Source organism: Derxia gummosa DSM 723 (genome assembly GCF_000482785.1).
Lineage (GTDB): Bacteria > Pseudomonadota > Gammaproteobacteria > Burkholderiales > Burkholderiaceae_E > Derxia > Derxia gummosa.
The window spans coordinates 298,816-318,920 of sequence record NZ_AXWS01000013.1 but is presented as its reverse complement, the minus strand read 5'-3'; the positions used below and the strand labels follow the sequence as shown (position 1 = coordinate 318,920).

The window sequence follows — 20,105 nt, the reverse complement described above, 5'->3', positions numbered from 1 at the left end:
TCTCCTTGCTCAGAAGAAATCGACCGCCGCGCTGGCGGTCGAGGTGGAAGCGGTGCCGGCGGGTGGCTGGACGGATTCGAGCGGGCGGCCGTCATGCGCGGCCTGTTCCTCGGGTGTGGTGTAGCTCGCCTCCAGCGTTGCAAGCCATTGCATCGGGCTGGCGGCGGCGCGTTCGGCGGCGCTGGCGTCGAGCAGCGCGGCATAGCGCGCGAGGTCGAGCTGCGTGTGGTCGAGCATCTGGCTGACGCGGTCCTGCGATTGCAGGAAGACGAGCATGTCGTCGATCTCGTGGCGGATCGCGATGCCTTCGTCGGTCAGCGCGCGCGAGGCGTCGAGCAGCTGGTCGGTGCCGCCGCGCAGGTGGTCCACCACCTCGCCGATGCAGGCATTGGCCTCGGCGAACATGCCCTGGTCCTGCCGGGCGAGATCGGCGCAGTTGCGGCGCGCGTCGCGGATGAAGCTGTCGAAGCGCGCGACCACGCTGGCGATCTCGGCGCCGGTCGCGCCCGATTGCTGCGACAGCTCGCGCACCGCCTGGGCCAGCACGCCGAAGCCGCGTCCGTGCTCGCCGGCGCGCGCGGCCTCGATCGCCGCGTTGACCGACAGCAGCGTGGTCTGGCGCGCGAGCAGGCCGACCTGGCCGGCCATCTTCTGGAGCTGGTCGACGAACTCGCCGGCGGCCATCACGTCGTCCATGAGGCGGGTGCGTTCGGCCAGCGCGGTTTCCTGGCGCTTCATGAGTGCGTCGAGTCGCACGCGGGTTTCTTCGACGGCGGCCAGCATCGCGTCGCCGCCGTGCTGGTTGCCGGATTCGGTCACGGCGCGCAGCCGGCCCGACAGAGTGGAGAAGCGGTTGGCCAGCTCGTCGATGGCCTGCACGCCGCAGTGGCGCGCGTAGTCGACGAGGCGGGTCCAGACCGGCAGCGCCGCGCGGCCGACGCCGACCGCGGCGGTATCGGCGGCCGAGGCCGAGCGGTCGGCGCCGTCGCGCGCGGGCAGGCTGGCGCGCCATGCTTCCCAGCCGCCGAAGCTGAGCAGCAGGATCAGGGCGGGCCAGCGCGCGCCGGACAGGCCATCGGCAATGACGAGGCCGAGCGCGCCCACGAGGGTCACGCGCAGGACGGGGCTGTGCAGCAGGCTGGCGCCGGCAGTGGCGGGGCGGGCAACTGATGCGGGCATGGGCAGTTTTCCGTGAGTCGATCGGAAGCGGAGGCGCTTGCGGTCGAGACTGCCAGCCGCGATCCGGCTTCGATCGTTGGAGCAGACGGGGTGGAATGCCCTAGATCTCGTGTGGACACTTCCTGTGCGGGATAACCCGCAGTTGGGTGCTGATTGGTGGTCGGCCGCCGCCCGTGCGGCGTGCTAGAGGCCGCATAAGACGCCGCGGCTATACTTCTTCGCATGCCCCGCCTTCTCGTCATCGTCCTGCTCGCGTTCATGTCGCTCCAGTCCGTCTGGGCCGGCATGGGTTCGGCATGCGGTCATGAATCGGGCCAGCAGGCGAGCCATTTCGCGCATCACGCGCACGAGCATCAGGCCCCGGCCGCCGATGTCCCTGCCGATGACGGCGGACGTCCGGCCTTCGGCCAGGACGGCGATTGCGGCGCCTGCCACATGAACTTCACCCAATCGCTGCCGGCGATGCACAGGTTTGCAGGTTCGCCGCCGCTCGCCCATGCCGGCAGTCTCGCGCCGCCCGCGCGCTTCAGTTCGGCCGATCCGCGCGCGATCGACCGCCCCCAGTGGCTCGCCCCGGCCTGACCGGCGAGCCGACTCTCCCCGCTTCCTGATTCCCGCCTGCGTGGCGCCCTGCCGGCGCCGCGCCGGGTGATGTCGCTCGTCGGATTCCTCCCCGTTCACCTTCGGAGAATTCGATGCCTCACCCCATGCCCGCGCAGTCCGTCGCCGCGCGAATGCTGCTGCTCGCCCTCGCGGCGGGCGCGGCGCTTTCCTGCCCGCCGGCGCTGGCGGCGACGGCGCAGCCCGACCCCGGCGTGGCGGCTTCCGCCCGTGCCACCGCGCCGCTCACGCTCGACCAGGCCCTCGCCCTCGCGCTCGACCGCCAGCCCGAGTTCGCCGCCGCCCGGCGCGAGATCGAGGCCGCCGACGGCCTGCTCGACCAGGCAGGCCGCCTGCCCAATCCGGTGCTGTCCGGCTCGGTCGAGGACTTGCGCAGCGGCAGCCGCACCAGCGCTTTCCAGATCAGCCAGCAGATAGAACTTGGCGGCAAGCGCGAGGCGCGCCGGCGCGCGGCCGAGCGCGGCCAGGACGGCGCGCGTGCCTTCGTCGAGGCCCGCGCGCTCGCGCTGCGCGCCGCCGTCGCCGCCGCGTTCTGGGATGCGCTCGCGGCGCGCCGTCGCCGGCAGCTCGCGGAGGAATCGGCGGCGCTGGCGCGCGAGGCGCTCGACGTGGTGGCGCGGCGCGTCGCCGCCGGCAAGGTGTCGCCGGTGGACGAGACGCGCGCGCGGCTCGCGCTCGGCGCGGTCGAGATCGAGACGCGCCAGGCCGCCCAGGACAGCGAGGCGGCGCGCGCCCGGCTCGCGGCGCTGCTGGCGCTGGCGCCGGCCGAACTGGGTGAGCCCGATGGCGAGCTGACGCTGCCGCCCGCCGCGCCCGCGCCCGCGCGGCTGGCCGAGCTGGTCGATGCCGCGCCCGAGGTGGTCGCGGCGCGCCACGACGCCGCCCGCCGCGAGGCCCAGGTCGACATCGAGCGCAGCCGTGCCGTGCCCGATGTGAACGTCGGCCTCGGTCTTCAGCGCAACAACGAGCTGGGCCGCAACCAGGCGCTGGTGGGCCTGTCGATTCCGCTGCCGGTGTTCGACCGCAACCAGGGCCTGCTGCGCGAGGCGCTCGCGCGGGCCGACCAGGGCCGCGACCTCGTGCGCGCGACCGCGCTGCGGGTCGAGGGCGAGGCGCGCGTGGCGGCGGCGCTGCTCGACAGCGCGCGGCGCCAGGCCGCGCTCATCGACGACAGCCTGCTGCCCGACGCCCGCAGCGCGCGCGACGCCGCGACGCTCGGCTTCTCGCTCGGCCGCTTCGGCGTGCTGGACGTGCTCGACGCCCAGCGGACGCTGTTCCAGGTGCGCGCCCAGCAATTGCGCGCCCTCGCCGACGCCCGGCGCGCCGCCGCCGAACTCGAACGCCTGCTCGGCACGCCCGCCTTCTGACCACCGGATTCCCCATGACCAGAACCAATCTCTTCACCCTCCTCGCGCTGGTCGCGGCCACGGCGCTTGCCGGCGGCGCGATCCTGCTGCACGACGGCCGCGCGCCCGGCGCCGCCGCCGAAGCCCATGACCACGGCGGCAAGGCCGGCGCGCACGACGACGACGGCGACGACCATGACCACGGCGATGACCACGGGGCCAACCACGCCGCCGCCCCCGACGCCATCGCGATGCCCGACGCCGTCATCGCCGCCAGCCGCATCACCGTCGCCAGCGCCGGCCCGGCCACGCTCGACCTCGGCGCCGACTTCCACGGCGAGGTTCGCTTCAACGCCGACCGCACGGCCCAGGTCGTGCCGCGCGTCGCGGGCGTGGTCGAGTCGGTCGCGGCCGACCTCGGCCAGCGCGTGCGGCGCGGCGAGGTGCTGGCCGTGATCGGCAGCGCCACGCTGTCGGAACAGCGCGCCGCGCTGCTGTCGGCGCGCGAACGGCGCGAGACCGCCGCCGCCACCTTCGAGCGCGAGCGCCGGCTGTGGGAAGCCAAGGTGTCGGCCGAGCAGGACTACCTGCTCGCGCGCCAGGCCCTGCGCGAGGCCGAGATCGAGCAGCGCAATGCCGAGACCCGGCTGCGCGCGCTCGGCGCCGACCTCGCCGCCGACCCGTCCGCGCTCGGCCGGCTCGCCATCCGGGCGCCCTTCGACGGCATCGTGGTCGAGAAGCGGCTCGCGCTCGGCGAGTCGGTCGCGGCCGATGCAAGCGTTTTCATGATCTCCGACCTGTCCACCGTGTGGATCGATCTCGTGGTCAGCGCGCAGGACATCGGCAAGGTGCCGGTCGGCGCGCGCGCCTCGGTCACGGCCGCCGGCGGCGGCGCGCCGGTCGAGGGCCGCGTGTCCTACGTCGGCAACCTGTTCGGCGAGAGCACGCGCAGCGCCACGGCGCGCATCGTGCTGCCCAATCCGCAGGGGCTGTGGCGGCCGGGCCTGTTCGTGAACGCGCGCGTGGTCGCGGGCCAGGCGAAGGTGGCGGTCGCGGTGCCGGCCGACGCGCTGCACACGGTCGAGGACCGGCCCTCGGTGTTCGTGCGCACCGCGGTCGGCTTCGAGGCCCGGCCGGTCACGACCGGTCGGGCCGACGGCGCGCAGGTCGAGATCGTCGCGGGCCTGGCGCCGGGCGAGACCTATGCCGCCGGCAACGGCTTCCTGCTCAAGGCCGATCTGGCCAAGGGCAGCGCCGAGCATTCGCACTGAAGGAGCCGCCATGTTCGAACGCCTCCTGCGATTCGCCATCGGCCAGCGCTGGCTCGTGCTGCTCGCCGTGCTCGGCATGGCCGCGCTCGGCGTCGCGAGCTACCAGCGCCTGCCGATCGACGCCGTGCCCGACATCACCAACGTGCAGGTGCAGATCAACACCGCCGCGCCCGGCTATTCGCCGCTCGAAACCGAGCAGCGCGTGACCTTCCCGATCGAGACCGCGATGGCCGGCCTGCCGCGCCTCGTGCAGACACGCTCGCTGTCGCGCTACGGCCTGTCGCAGGTGACCGTCATCTTCGAGGACGGCACCGATATCTACTTCGCGCGCCAGCTCGTGGGCGAACGGCTCGCCCAGGTGCGCGAGAACCTCCCGGCCGGCATCACGCCCGCGCCCGGCCCGATCTCGACCGGCCTCGGCGAGGTGTATCTGTGGACCGTCGAGGCCCGGCCCGACGCGCGCAAGCCCGACGGCGCGCCGTACACGCCGACCGACCTGCGCGAGATCCAGGACTGGGTGATCCGCCCGCAGCTGCGCACCGTGCCCGGCGTGACCGAGATCAACTCGATCGGCGGCTACACCAAGGAGTACCTGGTCGCGCCCGACCCGGCGCGGCTCGCCTCCTACGGCCTCGACCTGCGCGAGCTAGCCGCCGCCATCGGCCGCAACAACGCCAACGTCGGCGCCGGCTACATCGAGAAGCGCGGCGAGCAATACCTCGTGCGCGCGCCGGGCCAGGTGGCGACCGCCGCCGACATCGGCGCCATCGTCGTCAAGACCGTGGACGGCAGCCTCGTGCGCCTGCGCGACGTGGCGAGCATCGGCATCGGCCGCGAGCTGCGCACCGGCGCCGCCACCGACAACGGCCGCGAGGTCGTGCTCGGCACCGTGTTCATGCTCATCGGCCAGAACAGCCGCGCCGTGGCCGAGGCCGTCGGCAGGCGCATGGACGAGATCCGCCGCACGCTGCCCGAGGGCGTCGAGGTGGTGACGGTGTACGACCGCACGCAACTCGTGGACAAGGCCATCGCCACCGTGCGCAAGAACCTCGTCGAGGGCGCGCTGCTCGTCATCGCGGTGCTGTTCGTCTTCCTCGGCAACCTGCGCGCGGCGCTCATCACCGCGCTCGTGATTCCGCTGGCCATGCTGTTCACCTTCACCGGCATGGTGTCGCGCGGCGTCAGCGCCAACCTCATGAGCCTGGGCGCGCTCGACTTCGGGATCATCGTGGACGGCGCGGTGGTGATCGTCGAGAACTGCGTGCGCCGGCTCGCCCATGCCCAGCAGGCGTTCGGCCGGCCGCTCGCGCGCGACGAGCGCTTCGCCCAGGTGTTCGAGGCCGCGCGCGAGGCGCGCCGTCCGCTCATCTACGGCCAGCTCATCATCATGGTGGTGTACCTGCCGATCTTCGCGCTCGGCGGCGTGGAAGGGCGGATGTTCCATCCGATGGCCTTCACCGTCGTGGCGGCGCTGCTCGGGGCGATGCTGCTGTCCGTCACCTTCGTGCCGGCGGCGGTGACGCTGTTCATCGGCAAGCGCGTGGCCGAGACCGAGCCGCGCATCCTCGGCTGGGCGCGCCGCGTGTACGCCGCGCTGCTCGAACGCGCGCTCGGCAACCCGGCCGTGGTGGTGACGGCGGCGGTCTGCGCGGTGGCGCTCGCGCTCGCCATGGCGAGCCGGCTCGGCAGCGAGTTCGTGCCGAGCCTGAACGAGGGCGACTTTGCCGTGCAGGCGCTGCGCATGCCCTCGACCAGCCTCACGCAATCGGTCGAGATGCAGCAGCGTATCGAGGCCACGCTCAAGGCGCGGTTTCCGGAGATCGAGCGCGTGTTCGCGCGCACCGGCACGGCCGAGGTCGCGTCCGACCCGATGCCGCCCAACATCTCCGATGCCTACGTGATGCTCAAGCCTCGGGAGCAATGGCCCGAGCCGCGTCGCACGCGCGACGAGCTGATCGAAGCGGTGCGGGCGACGCTCGCGCGCCTGCCCGGCAATGCCTACGAGTTCTCGCAGCCGATCCAGCTGCGCTTCAACGAGCTGATCTCGGGCGTGCGCAGCGATGTCGCGGTCAAGCTGTTCGGCGACGACATGGCGCTGCTCGAGCGCGGCGCGGCGCGCGTGGCCGCGAGGCTGCAAGCGATTGCAGGCGCGGCCGAGGTCAAGGTGGAGCAGACCACCGGCCTGCCGGTGCTGACGGTACGCATCGACCGCGAGCGCGCGGCGCGCTACGGCCTCAACGCGGGCGACGTGCAGGACAGCGTCTCGACCTGGATCGGCGGCACGGTGGCCGGCACGTTGTTCGAGGGCGACCGGCGCTTCGACATCGTCGTGCGTCTGCCCGACGCGCGCCGCGACGACCTCGACGCGCTCGGCCGCCTGCCGATCGCGCTGCCGGCCGGCGCGCGCCCCGGCGGCGCCGATGCCGCCGACCCGCGCCGCAGCCATGGCGACGAGCTGCGCTACCTGCCGCTCGCCGAACTGGCGACGCTCGCGCTGGAGCCCGGCCCCAACCAGATCAGCCGCGAGAACGGCAAGCGCCGCGTCGTGGTGACGGCCAATGTGCGCGGCCGCGATCTCGGCTCCTTCGTCGCCGAGGCGCAGGCGGCCGTGGCCGCCGAGGCGGCGCTGCCGCCCGGCTACTGGATCGAATGGGGCGGCCAGTTCGAGAACCTGCAATCGGCCACGGCGCGCCTGCGGGTCGTGGTGCCGGTCGCGCTCGCGCTCGTGTTCACGCTGCTGTTCATGATGTTCGGCAATGCGAAGGACGGGCTGCTGGTGTTCACCGGCATTCCGTTCGCGCTCACGGGCGGGGTGGCGGCGCTGTGGCTGCGCGGCATTCCGCTGTCGATCTCGGCGGCGATCGGCTTCATCGCGCTGTGCGGCGTCGCGGTGCTCAACGGGCTGGTGATGCTCAGCTTCATCCGGGGCCTGCGCGAGCAGGGCATCGGACTGGAGGCGGCGCTGCGCGAGGGCGCGCTGACGCGGCTGCGGCCGGTGCTCATGACCGCGCTCGTGGCCTCGCTCGGCTTCGTGCCGATGGCGCTCGCGACCGGCACCGGCGCCGAGGTGCAGCGCCCGCTCGCGACGGTGGTGATCGGCGGCATCCTGTCCTCGACCCTGCTCACGCTGCTCGTGCTGCCGGTGCTCTACCGGCTCGCGCACGGACGGCGCGTCGGGGCGCGGGCCGCGCCGGGCCTGACCGCGCCGGGCTGATCAGCGCGAGCGCGGCAGCAGCGCCGGCACCAGCGGCCGGCTCAGCCGCGCGCGCCACCAGCGCAGCGCCTGGCCGTCGGCGCCGGTCTTCCACGCGAGGCGGAAGGGCTCGGGCGCGCGCGGCTCCTCCACCTCAAGCTCGACCAGCGTGCCGCGCGCCAGATCGGCCTCGATGCAGGCGCGCGGCAGGAAGCCGTGGCCGAGGCCGGCGCGCTGGCAGGCGATCTTCGCGGTCATCGTCGGCACCGCGATGCGCGGCTGGCCGGAGTGCAGGCCCACGGTGCGGTCGGTGAGGCTGCGCGCGCTGTCGCCGACGACGATGGCCGTATGCGGCAGCAGGTCGGCGCGCGTCGCCGGCCGGCCGAGCCTTGCAAGCGCATGCATCGGCGCGACGCAGAACGCGAAGTCGAGCCGCCCCACTTCCACCGACTGGTAGCCGCCGCCCGCCGGTCCCTCGCCGGCCGCGATCACGAGATCGGCGCGGCCGTCGCGCAGCGCCTCCCAGGTGCCCGTCAGCGCCTCGGCACCCAGGCGCAGCCGCGTGCCGCAGGCCAGCGCCTCGAAGGCGGTGATGTCGGCCAGCAGCGCCTCGGTGGGGATGAGCGAGTCGTGCACGAGGCGCAGCTCGGTCTCGTAGCCGGTCGCGATCTGGCGCAGCCGCGATTCGAGATCGCCCGCCGCCGCGAGCAGCCAGCGCCCTTCCTTCAGCAGCTCGGCGCCGGCCGGCGTGAGCGCCACGCGCGGCCCGTTGCGCTCGAACAGCTTCACGCCGAGCTGTTCCTCAAGCTTGCCGACCGAATACGAAATGGTGGACGGTACCTTGTTGAGCCGCGTCGCCGCCGCCGCGAAGGAACCGTGGCGGTCGATCGCTTCGACGATCTCGATCGCATCGAGGCTGAGCCTGAGCATCGCCGCTCCATGTTCGAAAACTTCGATGATAGGCCTGCAAAAGACTCGACCGCGGGCCTGCCTCCGAGCCCGATCATCCTTCCCATGCCGTCGCAACCAAGCCAGCGACGAACCGTGAAACCGATCGAACATCAGGGAGCAGATCATGCTTGAAATCCGTCGCTCGCAAGACCGTGGCCTCGCCAACCTCGGCTGGCTCCATTCGCATCACACCTTCTCGTTCGGCCACTACCACGACCCGGAACAGGTCGGCTTCTCGGACCTGCTCGTCATCAACGACGACCGCGTCCAGCCCGGCCGGGGCTTCGGCACCCATCCGCACCGCGACATGGAGATCATTTCCTACGTGCTCGACGGCGCGCTGGCGCATGAGGACTCGATGGGCAACGGCTCGGTCATCGTGCCGGGCGACGTGCAGCTCATGAGCGCCGGCACCGGCGTGCGCCACAGCGAGTTCAACCACGAGCAGGCCGGCGTCACGCACTTCCTGCAGATCTGGATCGTGCCCGACCGCAAGGGCGTCGCGCCGGGCTACCAGCAGACGCGCTTCGGCGACGAGCAAAAGCGCGGCCGCCTGCGGCTCGTGGTGTCGCCCGACGGCGCCGACGGCTCGCTCGTCGTGCATCAGGACGCGCGGCTCTACGCCGGGCTGTTCGACGGCGCCGAGACCGCGACGCTCGCGCTCGACGCCGGCCGCAACGCCTATGTGCATGTGGCGCGCGGCAGCGTCGAGGTGAACGGCGAGCGGCTCGGGGAAGGCGACGGGGCGCGCATCCGCGATGCGCGGGAGATCACGCTGGCGAACGGGCAGGAGGCCGAGGTGCTGGTGTTCGATCTGCGGGGGAATGAGTTGCCGGAGTTTTGATGGGATTGGGCCGGTTGCCGGGGGAGGGGTAGCCGGCTTTTGGCTTGTGGGCATCGCCGGGTTTGCGGGCTTGTGCGCTTGCGTGGGCTGCTGCTCGGCGGGTTCGCTTTCCGGTGCTGGATGGATGGAAATGAATCGGGAAGAGTCGCTATATGAATGCCGGATGATTGCTGGGGCTTGCAGCCGTTGCGCACTGAAGTATTGGCAATTCTTCTTAGAGGGATTGGATGATTGCCTTATGTCATTGGAATGGGTGAGTGATGCGGGTGGGGTGCAGGAAGGATTGATGCATGCGCTATTGGTATTGGGAAATTAACTTATCATTCGTTCAAATGCTTGAGTTGTAGGAATTCCTCTGCGCTACTGCGCTGGTGTTATCAAGCGTGCGCTGTGTTATCGAGTGCCACCACTCCGTTATGACGGGATGTGCTGCCTTTGCCTTGAGTTTTAGTACTTGGACAAAATTGTCTTTTGAGGAAAATTGCCAGCGCAATCAAGCAGCTGCGGCTATAGTTTGGTCTAGGTGTCGCGTCAGGATAAATTGTTATCCAGCGCGGCTTGCACGATAAAACCAGTTGGGCCGCAGAGAAAACACATGCGTAACGCACCGTCCCGAATTACTCTGGCATGGCTATTAGCCAGCACAGTTATCGCTAGCCTTATTTGCTTCTCGCTGCTTAGCGCTGATGTGGATTGCGGGTCGCAGCATTGGAGCTGCAGGACCTTCGGCGGAATTGGTATCGTTGCTATCACAATGGGGGTTGCTTGCGGGCTGTTATTTACGAGCTTCGTTGTCTTGCTAGGCCGCTTGGTACAGATCGTCATACCGCGCGCGAAGGCACTTGAACCTTCAAAAAGTGCGCTGAAGGTCGCGCTCACATTAGCCGCAATTCAATTCATTGTCTTCGGTTTCATGAGTTTATTTGGACTACTCCCCATTGACTCGCCGGGGTGGCTTGGCATAGTTGGATTATTTACATCCGAACCGCAAGGGACAAATGTCTACATGTTCGTACCAAGCAAGTAGTCAAATTATGCGGTCCAACCCATCGTTGCAGCGGACCGCCTTTGACGGCCGCTGAACTCAAACTACAAGGGCTTCGTTAGCCAACATGCAAGACCTTCTTGTTGTTCGAGCAGAGGTGGAGCTGTTCGCCAACTCAGTGAGCGGCAAGACCGCTGGGTATCAATCAGGCGTTCGCCCGAATCATTTCTTCGCAGAGTGTGAATCCGCAATTCCAGGCTCCGTGACGTTTGAGGGCCAAGGGTGGCTTGACCTAGGGGCCTCGTGCTCGGCCGTTGTCCGATTTGTTTACCCTTCCAACTTTCCGCCGCTGGCCGTCGGTACCATTTGGCGAATTCATGAGGGGGCACGTCACGTTGGCAATGGTCGCGTCACTGAGGTACTCAACGCTGGCTAACCCATCATTCCAGCGGACCGCCTTCGGCGGCCGCTGAATTCAATCGTTATCCGGCACAGCGTGCATGATGAATCTAATTAGGGGTTATATATGCCTAGTATTTCTCGCTTGCTTGTCCTTGTGTTTATGCTCGCGCTCAATGGATGCGTATGGCTCGGAGTTGAAACGCTGAAACCGATTGAGGTTGAAAAGAAATCGATATACGTCAGCGAAGTTAAAGAAACAAAAGAGTATGCGAAAAAAATCGAGATTGGTGCTTCAACTAGCGAAGTGGTTAGCATGCTTGGTAATCCAGAAACACACCTGCTGCAAGATGATTTCGTCATATACAAATATCCATCCTCCCGAAAAGTTAGGTCTGGTGCTGTTGTTTGTCTTGGGTTAGTCCCGCTCCCTGCAAGAACCGAACGTAATGGCGAGTACAGCCTGTATTTCGTTAACGACAAACTCACAAAGATAGTGAGCCTAGAAACAAAGGGGGGATTCTATGGCGTTTATACCGACGACTCCGGCAGCGGAGCGGTTGGCGGAGAAATAAGTAGATGCAATATTTGAAATCCCCTAACCCGTGGCTCGAGTTTGCCTCCTACGGGGGCTGGGACGCGCCGCAAGCGTCGCGCCCCTCAAGTCCACTAAAAGGGCTTTCCCGTCTGTCAGAAAAAGCCAGCCCCGACTTGAATGATTTCAGGCACACGAAAAACCAGCCATTGAATCACGACCTTCGGCCAATTGCTCAATAAGAACTCACAACGTCAAATCGTCAAGGAAAAGACTACGAATTACAACCGGTTTGCGAGGCACTCGAATCACCTCTAGCCTTGATGAAAGACGTGCGCAAGGGTCTCGATTGTTGGCTGAGCTTGGCAATTACGCGGTCCCACAGAATTAAGCAGGGCATCCCCACGCAGCTCTAACCTTGCATATCAACGCGAGCAGTCTCGTGAACGATTCAGTAATCGAACCCCATTACCCGAAGACCAATCCGCGCGGCGGCCGCCCGACGCTGCCGCTCGAAGCGATGCTGCGCGTGTACTTCATGCAGCAATGGTTCGCGCTATCCGATCTGGCAATGGAAGACGAACTGCACGAAAGCGAATCGATACGTCGGTTTGCCGGGCTGAGCCTGATTGACGACGCCATTTCGTCCAACACCGCGATCCTGCGATTCCGCCACCTGCTGGAAAAGCACAAGCTCACCGAAGCCATCGGCACCGAAGTCCAGCAATTGCTCAAGTCGCGCGGGCTGATCCTGCGCACCGCCACGATCATCAACGCCCCAAGTTCGACGAAGAATGCCGATGGCCAGCGCGATCCGGACATGACGCAGACGAAAAATGGCCAGCAGTGGTACTTCGGCATGAAGGCCCATATTGGCGTCGATGCTGAACGGGCTTGGTGCATACCGTCGTCCCCAGCGCCGCCAGCGTCAACGACAAATGCCATTTCGACGATCTGCTGCACGGCGAGGAGACAGTCGTCTGGGCGGATCGCGGCTACGACTATCCCGATATCGCTGGCGCTGCGCCGAGCGCCGGCAATTCCTCGGCATTGCCCTTCGCAAGACGCCTGGTGAGCCACGCTGGCAGGTGGATCGCCAGATTAATCACCTGATCTCGAAAGTGCGGGCGTGGGTCGAGCATCTGTTCCGGGTCATCAAGCGGCAGCTCGGATTCACCAACGTTCGCTATCGCGGGCTGGAGAAGAACACCGCGCAGATTCATTCGCTGTTTGCGTTGACGAATCTGTTCATGGCACGCCGGCAGTTGGTATAGGCGGTGCGAATGGAGGCAGCAAGTGGCATCGAGCCTGATTGAGTCGCTGCCGGGGAGATGAATATGATCCGTTCGCCAAGTAAAACGGCATTGGAAGCGAAAATGCCTCGGCAATTCATCCAACTTCACCCTCGAAATACGAAGCTGTCGCGTTGAGGGGCTTTGTGAAGAGTATCCCTAGTGGCGTATTCTCTTCAAAATTTGTCACCAGCCTAACTGTAGGTTCAACTTCGACAAAAATGCCTCGGATTCGCCGTTAACTGGGGCCAAGGGCTTCCCCGTCTGTCAAGAAGCTGATCTTGGTCTGATAATTTCAGACGTTCCATGACAGGTGCCGATAAGCTTTACTGCGAATAATCGGTTATTCCAGATCTATAATCTGAATTGTTCCATTTGACATCTGGAGTTTGGCCTCTGCTATTCTTGCGTCTCTTTTCTTTTCTCTGATTTCGGTTGCTATTTTCTCCTTAAAGTCGCCGGGCATTTTGTGCCCAAATATAATTCTTGATGGTGCATTGTTAATGTGGACAATCGAGCCTTGCGTGGTTCTATTTACTGCTCTATTTTGATCTGCTTTCATGGGGAATACTGATGAAATTCGCCATTCTGCTTCGCCTTGCCAAGCTGTATTTTTGCGATAAATGGCTTGTTGCAACCAATGCTGCTCATTGTGCTGCCGATTGCAGATTTCGAATACTGGCGTTGAGTCGCTGTAAATGACTTTGTCTAAATTGGCTCGTGACCAAGTTTGATCCACTTCATATTCGAGACAAATGCCGCCGCCGGGAATTTCATCTCCTATATGATTTATCATTTTTCCATAGTGAGCCCACATCATTTGATTGTCTGGCATTTCGCAAAAACTGGCGGAACGAATGAACTCTCTCGTAAAGAAGCGCATGTCTTGAATTACGTTGCTTACATAATTGCCGTACTCGTAGATTACTTGAGTGGCTCTCGCTCTTGCTTCTGCAAGAATGATCTTTTTTAATTGAGGGTTTGGTGGAACAGATTGTCGCCACGACTCCGGCGTGAGGATTCGGGCAAAATATTCCGTTGCGCGTTCGATGTCACCAAAAGAAAGAATAAAATTTCCTTCGGCGGGGTCATTTAATTGGCCAAATTGAGCTAAAAAAACTTCACCCAAGGCAATTTCCCTATCCACGATAAAATTCTTGTAATTATCGTTGCTTTGTCTAATTGTGCGAAATCGATATAATTTTTTGGGGAAAGTATTTTTTGATTTGCATAAATCGACCTGAGATGAAATCCAATCATGGGTTTGTAGTGCCACGTTTTTCTCCGAATCAAATATCTAGGGGGTTGTTCGCGATTGTTTACTGCAGCATAGCACTATGTTGTGCGCGATTGCGCTTGAGGCTATAGCTCTTCCTTGATGCTTGTTGGTCGTGGATTGGTGAATTTGCCACGTTAGAGAAGAAGGTGAAGTGTTTCAGTTGAAGTGATTTGCGGAATGAGAGCGAATTGTCGGATTGGGGCTATTTATCTCCATAAAGTCTGAGCAGCCATGTTTTGGCCGTGTTGGGCTGCTCGCCAGAAGGTGATGAAAGGGTGATACGAGGCTTCAAACGTCAGTACCTTTCGACAAGACGCCTGTTTGCTCCACCGCCGACGATCGCTCCGCCTTCAACCCCCGGAGCCCCCCATGTCGATCGAAGCCAAGCCCACCCCCGGCGCCCTCCTGCTCTCGCCCGCCGACCACACCCTCATCCTCATCGACTTCCAGTCGCAGATGTCCTTCGCGACGCATTCCATCGACGCGGTCACGCTGCGCAACAACGCGGCGCTGGTCTCGCGCGGGGCGGCCGGCTTCGGCGTCAGCACCATCCTCACGACGGTGGCCGAGAAGAGCTTTTCCGGCCCGATGTTCAGCGAGATCACCGAGGCCTTCGAGGGCAAGGCGATGCTCGACCGTACCTCGATGAACACCTGGGAAGACGCAGCCGTGATCGCCGAGGTCAACCGCATCGGCAAGACGCGCATCGTGCTCGCGGGGCTGTGGACCAGCGTGTGCATCGTCGGGCCGGCGCTGTCGGCGATCGACCAGGGCTTCGAGGTGTACGTGATTGCCGACGCCTGCGGCGACGTGTCGGCCGAGGCGCATGAACGCGCGATGCAGCGCATGGTCCAGGCCGGCGCGCGGCCCATGACCTCGCTGCAATACCTGCTCGAACTCCAGCGCGACTGGGCCCGCACCGAGACCTACGACATGACCACCGGCATCGCCAGGCACTGGGGCGGCGCCTACGGCATCGGCATCAACTACGCCAAGACGATGTTCAACGCCCACGAGGGCTGAGGCGGGAGCGCGCGGCCATGAAGCCCTACCTGCTATCGCTCGGCGTCGGCATGCTCGTCGGCGTCATCTACGCGCTGTTCCAGGTGCGTTCGCCGGCGCCGCCGGTCATCGCGCTCGTGGGACTGCTCGGCATCCTCGTCGGCGAGCAGCTGCCGCCGCTGGTCAAGCGCTGGGTCGATCCGGTGGCGCGGCAGTCCTGGCTGCATGAGCAGGTGAAGCCGCATGTGTTCGGCGAGCTGCCGCGCTGCGCCGCGCCGGTCGCGCTCGCGGCCGGCAGCGCCGAGGCCGCCCGCCTAGACGCCGCCGGCGAATCCGCCGCGCCCGCCCACCCTTCGAAGGAGCCGCGCCATGGCTGACACCGCCCCCGACCTCATCCTGCACAACGGCCGCTTCACCACGCTCGACCGCGCCAACCCCGAGGCTGACGCCGTCGCCATCCGCGACGGCCGCTTCGCCAGCGTCGGCCGGGCCGCAGACGTGCTGCCGCTTGCCGGCCCGGCCACCCGCGTGATCGACCTGCGCCGCCGGCCGGTGCTGCCCGGCCTCATCGACAACCACCTGCACCTGATCCGCGGCGGGCTCAACTTCAACCTCGAACTGCGCTGGGACGGCGTGACCAGCCTCGCCGACGCGATGGCCATGCTCCGCGCGCAGGTGGCGATCACGCCCGCGCCGCAATGGGTGCGCGTGGTGGGCGGCTTCACCGAGCACCAGTTCGCTGAAAAGCGCCTGCCGACGCTCGACGAGATCAACGCCGTCGCGCCCGACACGCCGGTCTTCATCCTCCACCTCTACGACCGCGCGCTGCTCAACGGCGCCGCGCTGCGCGCCGTCGGCTACACGCGCGACACGCCCGCGCCGCCCGGCGGCGAGATCGCGCGCGACAGCGCCGGCAACCCGACCGGCCTGCTGCTCGCCAAGCCCAACGCCGGCATCCTCTACGCCACGCTCGCCAAGGGGCCAAAGCTGCCTCCGGAGTACCAGATCAACTCGACGCGCCACTTCATGCGCGAGCTGAACCGGCTGGGCGTGACGGGCGCGATCGACGCGGGCGGCGGCTTCCAGAACTATCCCGAGGACTACGAGGTGATCCGCGAACTGGCCGAGGCCGGCCAGCTCACCGTGCGCCTCGCCTACAACCTGTTCACGCAAAAGCCGAAGCAGGAGAAGGAAGACTTCCTGCGCTGGGCCGCGAGTTCGCGCTACCGCCAGGGCGACGACTATTTCCGCCACAACGGCGCGGGCGAGATGCTGGTGTTCTCGGCCGCCGACTTCGAGGACTTCCGCGAGCCGCGCCCCGAACTCGGCCCCGAGATGGAAGGCGAGCTGGAACAGGTGGTGCGCATCCTGGCCGAGAACCGCTGGCCCTGGCGCATGCACGCCACCTACGACGAGACCATCCGCCGCGCGCTCGACGTGTTCGAGCGCGTCAACCGCGACATTCCGCTCGCCGGCCTCAACTGGTTCTTCGACCATGCCGAGACGATTTCCGAGGCGTCGATGGACCGCGTCGCGGCGCTCGGCGGCGGCGTGGCCGTGCAGCACCGCATGGCCTACCAGGGCGAGGATTTCGTCGCGCGCTACGGCGCGGCGGCGGCCGAGGCCACGCCGCCGGTCGCGCGCCTGCTCGGCAAGGGCGTGAAGGTGTCGGCCGGCACCGATGCCACGCGCGTCGCCTCGTACAACCCCTGGGTGTCGCTGAGCTGGCTCATCACCGGCCGGACCGTGGGCGGGCTCCAGCTCACGCCGCGCCGCAACTGCCTGAGCCGCGACGACGCGCTGCGCATGTGGACCGAGAACGTCACCTGGTTCTCGAACGAGGAAGGCAAGAAGGGTCGCATCGCGCCGGGCCAGCTCGCCGATCTGGTCGTGCCCGACCGCGACTTCTTCGCCTGCGCCGAGGCCGACATCGCCGGCACGAGTTCGCTGCTGACGATGGTGGGCGGCAAGGTGGTGTGGGGCGCGGGCGATTTCGCCGCGCTCGACACCGACGGCCCGCCGCCCGCGATGCCCGACTGGTCGCCGGTGCGCCGCTACGGCGGCTATGCGGCCTGGGGCGAGGGCGGCCGGCCGATGCAGGCCGCGCTGCGCGCCGGCCCGGGCGTGCTCGCGGGCGCGGGCTGCGGTTGTGCAAGCGCTTGCGGGGTGCACGGCCATGCGCATGCGCGGGCCTGGGGCAGCGGCGTGCCGGTGGCCGACACCGCGGGCTTCTGGGGCGCGCTCGGCTGCGCCTGCTGGGCGGTGTGATGGGGGCGCGCCTCGATCCGCGCCTGCGCTGGGTGGCGCTGCTGCTGCTGTGCGCCGCCTACCTCCAGGGTGGCCTGGTCAAGGCCTTCGATCCGGCCGGCGCCGTTGCCGAGATGCGGCACTTCGGCCTGCAACCGGCGCTGCCGCTCGCGGTCGGTGTGATCGCGCTCGAACTCGGCGCCTCGGCGCTCGTGCTCAGCGGCGTCGCGCGCTGGCTCGGCGCGCTGCTGCTCGCGCTGTTCACGCTCGGCGCGACCTTCGTCGCGCTGCGCTTCTGGGAGTTGCCGGCCGGTGAGCGCTTCATGGCCGAGAACGCCTTCTTCGAGCATCTGGGCCTGGTCGGCGGCTTCCTGCTCGTCGCCTGGCACGACCTGCGGGAGCCGCGCGATGACTGAAGCCGTCCCTTCCCCCGCGCCGGCCGCCGCTTCGGGCGGCAGCTTCGCCCCGCTGCGCCGGCCCGTGTTCGCCGTGCTCTGGATCGCGACCGTGCTCGGCAACATCGGCAGCTTCATGCGCGACGTGGCGAGCGGCTGGCTCGTGACCGAGCTGTCGCCCAGCCCCGCCGCCGCCGCGCTCATCCAGACGGCGGCGACGCTGCCCGTGTTCCTGCTCGCGATCCCGGCCGGCGTGCTGTCCGACATCCTCGACCGGCGCCGCTTCCTGATCGGCGTGCAGCTGCTGCTCGGCGCGGTGAGCCTCGCGCTGCTGCTGCTGTCGCGCGCGGGCGCGCTCACGGTCGAGCTGCTGATCGCGCTGACCTTCGCGGGCGGCGTGGGCGCGGCGCTCATGGGGCCGACCTGGCAGTCGATCGTGCCGGAGCTGGTGCCGCGCGCCGACCTGCGCAGCGCGGTCGCGCTCAATTCGCTCGGCGTAAACATCGCGCGTGCGGTCGGGCCGGCGCTCGGCGGCGCGCTGCTCGCGGCCTTCGGCGCGGCGCTCACCTACGGCGCCGACGTGCTGAGCTATGTGTTCGTCATCGCCGCGCTGCTGTGGTGGAAGCGTCCGCCGCCGCCGCAGGACGGCTTGCAGGAGAGCTTTGCAAGCGCTTTCCGCGCCGGGCTGCGGTTTGCGCGCGCGAGCCGCGAGCTGCATGTGGTGCTGCTGCGCGCGGCGGTGTTCTTCGCCTTCGCGAGCGCGGCCTGGGCGCTGCTGCCGCTGGTCGCGCGCCAGATGCTCGGCGGCGGCGCGGGCTTCTACGGCCTGCTCATGGGCGCGGTGGGCGCGGGCGCGATCGGCGGCGCCATCGTCATGCCCCGGCTGCGCGCGCGGCTCGATGCCAACGGCCTGCTGCTGCTCGCCTCGCTCATCGCGGCGGGCGTGCTCGGCGGGCTTGTGCTCGCGCCGCCGCAATGGCTCGCGGTGGCGCTGCTCGCGCTGCTGGGCGTGGGCTGGATCGTCGCGCTCACCTCGCTCAACGGCGTCACGCAATCGGTGCTGCCCAACTGGGTACGCGGGCGCGGGCTGGCGGTGTACCTCACGGTCTTCAACGGCGCGATGGCGGCCGGCAGCCTCGGCTGGGGGCTGGTGGCGCAGCGCGTCGGCGTGCCGATGACGCTCGTGGCGGCGGCCGCCGGCCTGCTGCTGATGGCGGCCGTCTTCCACCGCCTGCGCCTGCCGCCCGGCGAGGCCGACCTCACGCCCTCGCACCACTGGCCCGAGCCGGCGCTGGCCGACGAGGTGGCGCACGACCGCGGGCCGGTGATGGTGCAGATCGAGTACCGCATCGGCGCCGACGAGCGCGCCGACTTCCTCGCGGTGCTGCGGCGGCTGTCGGATCAGCGCCGGCGCGACGGCGCCTATGCCTGGGGCGTGCAGGAGGACGCCGCCGACCCGGAGCGCGTGGTCGAGTGGTTTCTCGTCGAGTCCTGGGCCGAGCATCTGCGCCAGCACCACCGCGTGTCTCATGCCGATGCCGACCTCCAGGCCGGGCTGCTGCGCTTCCAGCGCGGTGGCGGCCGGCCCGAGGTGAGGCACTTCCTCGCGCTCTAGGGCGCGCCAGTTCGCGGGTCGGCGGGCGGCGCATCGGGCGCGGCCGGCGCCCGCATCGGCCGCCCGCGCGGCGGCCTCCTTCCACTCCACCGGAGAACGCCATGACCATGCTGACCCTGCGCGACGGCACCGAGCTGTACTACAAGGACTGGGGCCGTGGCCGCCCGATCCTGTTCAGCCACGGCTGGCCGCTGAATGCCGACATGTGGGATGCGCAGATGCTGCATTTCGCGGAGCGCGGCTGGCGCGTGATCGCCTTCGACCGGCGCGGCTTCGGCCGGTCGAGCCAGCCCTGGAACGGCTACGACTACGACACCTTCGCCGACGACATCGGCGAGCTGATCGAGGCGCTCGACCTGCGCGACGTGGTGCTCGTCGGCTTCTCGATGGGCGGCGGCGATGTGGTGCGCTACCTCGCGCGCGAAGGCTCGTCGCGCGTGCGCGGCCTCGCGCTCGTGAGCGCCGTCACGCCGATGTTCATGAAGACGGCCGACCATGACGGGCCGGACAAGGCGGTGTTCGACGGCATCCGCGCGGGGCTCGCGGCCGATCGCGCGCAGTTTCTCGACGACTTCGCGGCCATCTTCTACGGCACGAACCGCGAGCACATCAGCGTGTCGCAGGGTGTGCTGAAGCAGACCTTCGGCATCGCGATGCAGGCGTCGATCAAGGGGACGATCGATTGCGTGACCGCCTTCAGCGAGACTGACTTCCGGCCCGACATGGCGCGCATCGACGTGCCGACGCTCGTTATCCACGGCGACGATGACCAGATCGTGCCGCTGGAGCCGACCGGGCGGCTGGCGGCGAAGATGATCGCGGGCGCGAAGCTCATCGTGTACGAGGGCGCGCAGCATGCGACGGCGTGGAACGACAAGGATCGGCTCAATGCGGATCTGATGGCGTTTGTGGGCGGGTTGGGCTGACCGTCGTGGAAGGCCGGCGGGCTGG

General features: G+C 67.3%; 17 protein-coding genes and 1 pseudogene. 15 read left to right on the top strand and 3 right to left on the bottom strand.

Features of this window, described 5'->3' with window-relative positions; all coding sequences use genetic code 11:
- Positions 1-9: 9 nt before the first annotated feature.
- Positions 10-1,179: a methyl-accepting chemotaxis protein gene (locus H566_RS0112085; RefSeq protein WP_028311642.1), complete on the bottom strand. Its 1,170-nt coding sequence runs from the start codon at positions 1,177-1,179 to the stop codon at positions 10-12.
- Positions 1,180-1,401: 222 nt separating this feature from the next.
- Between H566_RS0112085 and H566_RS0112080 the strand changes: the two genes are divergently transcribed.
- From H566_RS0112080 to H566_RS0112065, 4 genes are all read left to right on the top strand, one after another.
- Positions 1,402-1,761 (top strand): hypothetical protein, encoded by a 360-nt coding sequence (locus H566_RS0112080; RefSeq protein WP_028311641.1) that lies wholly within the window; start codon positions 1,402-1,404, stop codon positions 1,759-1,761.
- Positions 1,762-1,874: 113 nt separating this feature from the next.
- Positions 1,875-3,167 carry a TolC family protein gene (locus tag H566_RS24710; RefSeq protein WP_034411513.1) on the top strand — a complete coding sequence of 431 codons (1,293 nt, stop codon included), beginning with the start codon at positions 1,875-1,877 and terminating at the stop codon, positions 3,165-3,167.
- A gap of 14 nt (positions 3,168-3,181) precedes the next feature.
- Complete coding sequence (locus H566_RS0112070; protein WP_028311640.1) at positions 3,182-4,417, top strand: efflux RND transporter periplasmic adaptor subunit; 1,236 nt, start codon at positions 3,182-3,184, stop codon at positions 4,415-4,417.
- Positions 4,418-4,427: 10 nt separating this feature from the next.
- A complete protein-coding gene (locus tag H566_RS0112065) occupies positions 4,428-7,631 on the top strand; it encodes an efflux RND transporter permease subunit (protein ID WP_028311639.1) in 3,204 nt (1,067 codons plus the stop codon).
- Here H566_RS0112065 and H566_RS0112060 read toward each other — a convergent pair whose 3' ends face one another.
- Positions 7,632-8,540: a LysR family transcriptional regulator gene (locus H566_RS0112060; RefSeq protein ID WP_028311638.1), complete on the bottom strand. Its 909-nt coding sequence runs from the start codon at positions 8,538-8,540 to the stop codon at positions 7,632-7,634.
- 145 nt (positions 8,541-8,685) lie between these two features.
- Here H566_RS0112060 and H566_RS0112055 point away from each other — a divergent pair, with 145 nt between their 5' ends.
- The 5 genes and pseudogenes from H566_RS0112055 (at position 8,686) to H566_RS29640 (ending at position 12,598) form a co-directional block, all read left to right on the top strand.
- A complete protein-coding gene (locus H566_RS0112055; protein ID WP_028311637.1) occupies positions 8,686-9,405 on the top strand; it encodes a pirin family protein in 720 nt (239 codons plus the stop codon).
- A 1,511-nt stretch (positions 9,406-10,916) separates the two neighbouring features.
- A complete protein-coding gene (locus H566_RS29020; protein ID WP_156924409.1) occupies positions 10,917-11,381 on the top strand; it encodes a hypothetical protein in 465 nt (154 codons plus the stop codon).
- A 352-nt stretch (positions 11,382-11,733) separates the two neighbouring features.
- A pseudogene (locus tag H566_RS27475) lies at positions 11,734-12,210 on the top strand (IS5 family transposase); the annotation flags it as partial.
- A gap of 11 nt (positions 12,211-12,221) precedes the next feature.
- The gene (locus tag H566_RS30565; protein WP_425387931.1) at positions 12,222-12,437 is read left to right on the top strand and encodes a hypothetical protein; all 216 of its coding nucleotides are present in this window, start codon (positions 12,222-12,224) and stop codon (positions 12,435-12,437) included.
- Positions 12,413-12,598 carry a transposase gene (locus H566_RS29640; protein WP_211238092.1) on the top strand — a complete coding sequence of 62 codons (186 nt, stop codon included), beginning with the start codon at positions 12,413-12,415 and terminating at the stop codon, positions 12,596-12,598. Before H566_RS30565 ends, H566_RS29640 begins: the two co-directional genes overlap by 25 nt.
- Positions 12,599-12,959: 361 nt before the next feature.
- On the opposite strand, the gene H566_RS29015 is transcribed toward H566_RS29640, so the two are convergent.
- Positions 12,960-13,892: a DUF2971 domain-containing protein gene (locus tag H566_RS29015; protein ID WP_156924408.1), complete on the bottom strand. Its 933-nt coding sequence runs from the start codon at positions 13,890-13,892 to the stop codon at positions 12,960-12,962.
- 372 nt (positions 13,893-14,264) lie between these two features.
- On the opposite strand from H566_RS29015, the gene H566_RS0112045 reads away from it, so the two are divergent.
- The 6 genes from H566_RS0112045 to H566_RS0112020 all read left to right on the top strand — a co-directional run bounded on the left by H566_RS0112045 (position 14,265) and on the right by H566_RS0112020 (position 20,080).
- Positions 14,265-14,918 (top strand): hydrolase, encoded by a 654-nt coding sequence (locus H566_RS0112045; RefSeq protein ID WP_028311636.1) that lies wholly within the window; start codon positions 14,265-14,267, stop codon positions 14,916-14,918.
- A 17-nt stretch (positions 14,919-14,935) separates the two neighbouring features.
- A complete protein-coding gene (locus tag H566_RS24700) occupies positions 14,936-15,274 on the top strand; it encodes a XapX domain-containing protein (protein WP_034411511.1) in 339 nt (112 codons plus the stop codon).
- Positions 15,267-17,165 carry an amidohydrolase gene (locus H566_RS0112035; protein WP_028311635.1) on the top strand — a complete coding sequence of 633 codons (1,899 nt, stop codon included), beginning with the start codon at positions 15,267-15,269 and terminating at the stop codon, positions 17,163-17,165. The genes H566_RS24700 and H566_RS0112035 overlap by 8 nt, the downstream gene beginning before the upstream one ends.
- Positions 17,165-17,560 (top strand): DoxX family protein, encoded by a 396-nt coding sequence (locus tag H566_RS0112030; protein ID WP_034411509.1) that lies wholly within the window; start codon positions 17,165-17,167, stop codon positions 17,558-17,560. The genes H566_RS0112035 and H566_RS0112030 overlap by 1 nt, the downstream gene beginning before the upstream one ends.
- A complete protein-coding gene (locus H566_RS0112025; RefSeq protein ID WP_028311633.1) occupies positions 17,553-19,154 on the top strand; it encodes an MFS transporter in 1,602 nt (533 codons plus the stop codon). The genes H566_RS0112030 and H566_RS0112025 overlap by 8 nt, the downstream gene beginning before the upstream one ends.
- A gap of 101 nt (positions 19,155-19,255) precedes the next feature.
- Positions 19,256-20,080 carry an alpha/beta fold hydrolase gene (locus H566_RS0112020; protein WP_028311632.1) on the top strand — a complete coding sequence of 275 codons (825 nt, stop codon included), beginning with the start codon at positions 19,256-19,258 and terminating at the stop codon, positions 20,078-20,080.
- Positions 20,081-20,105: the final 25 nt, after the last annotated feature.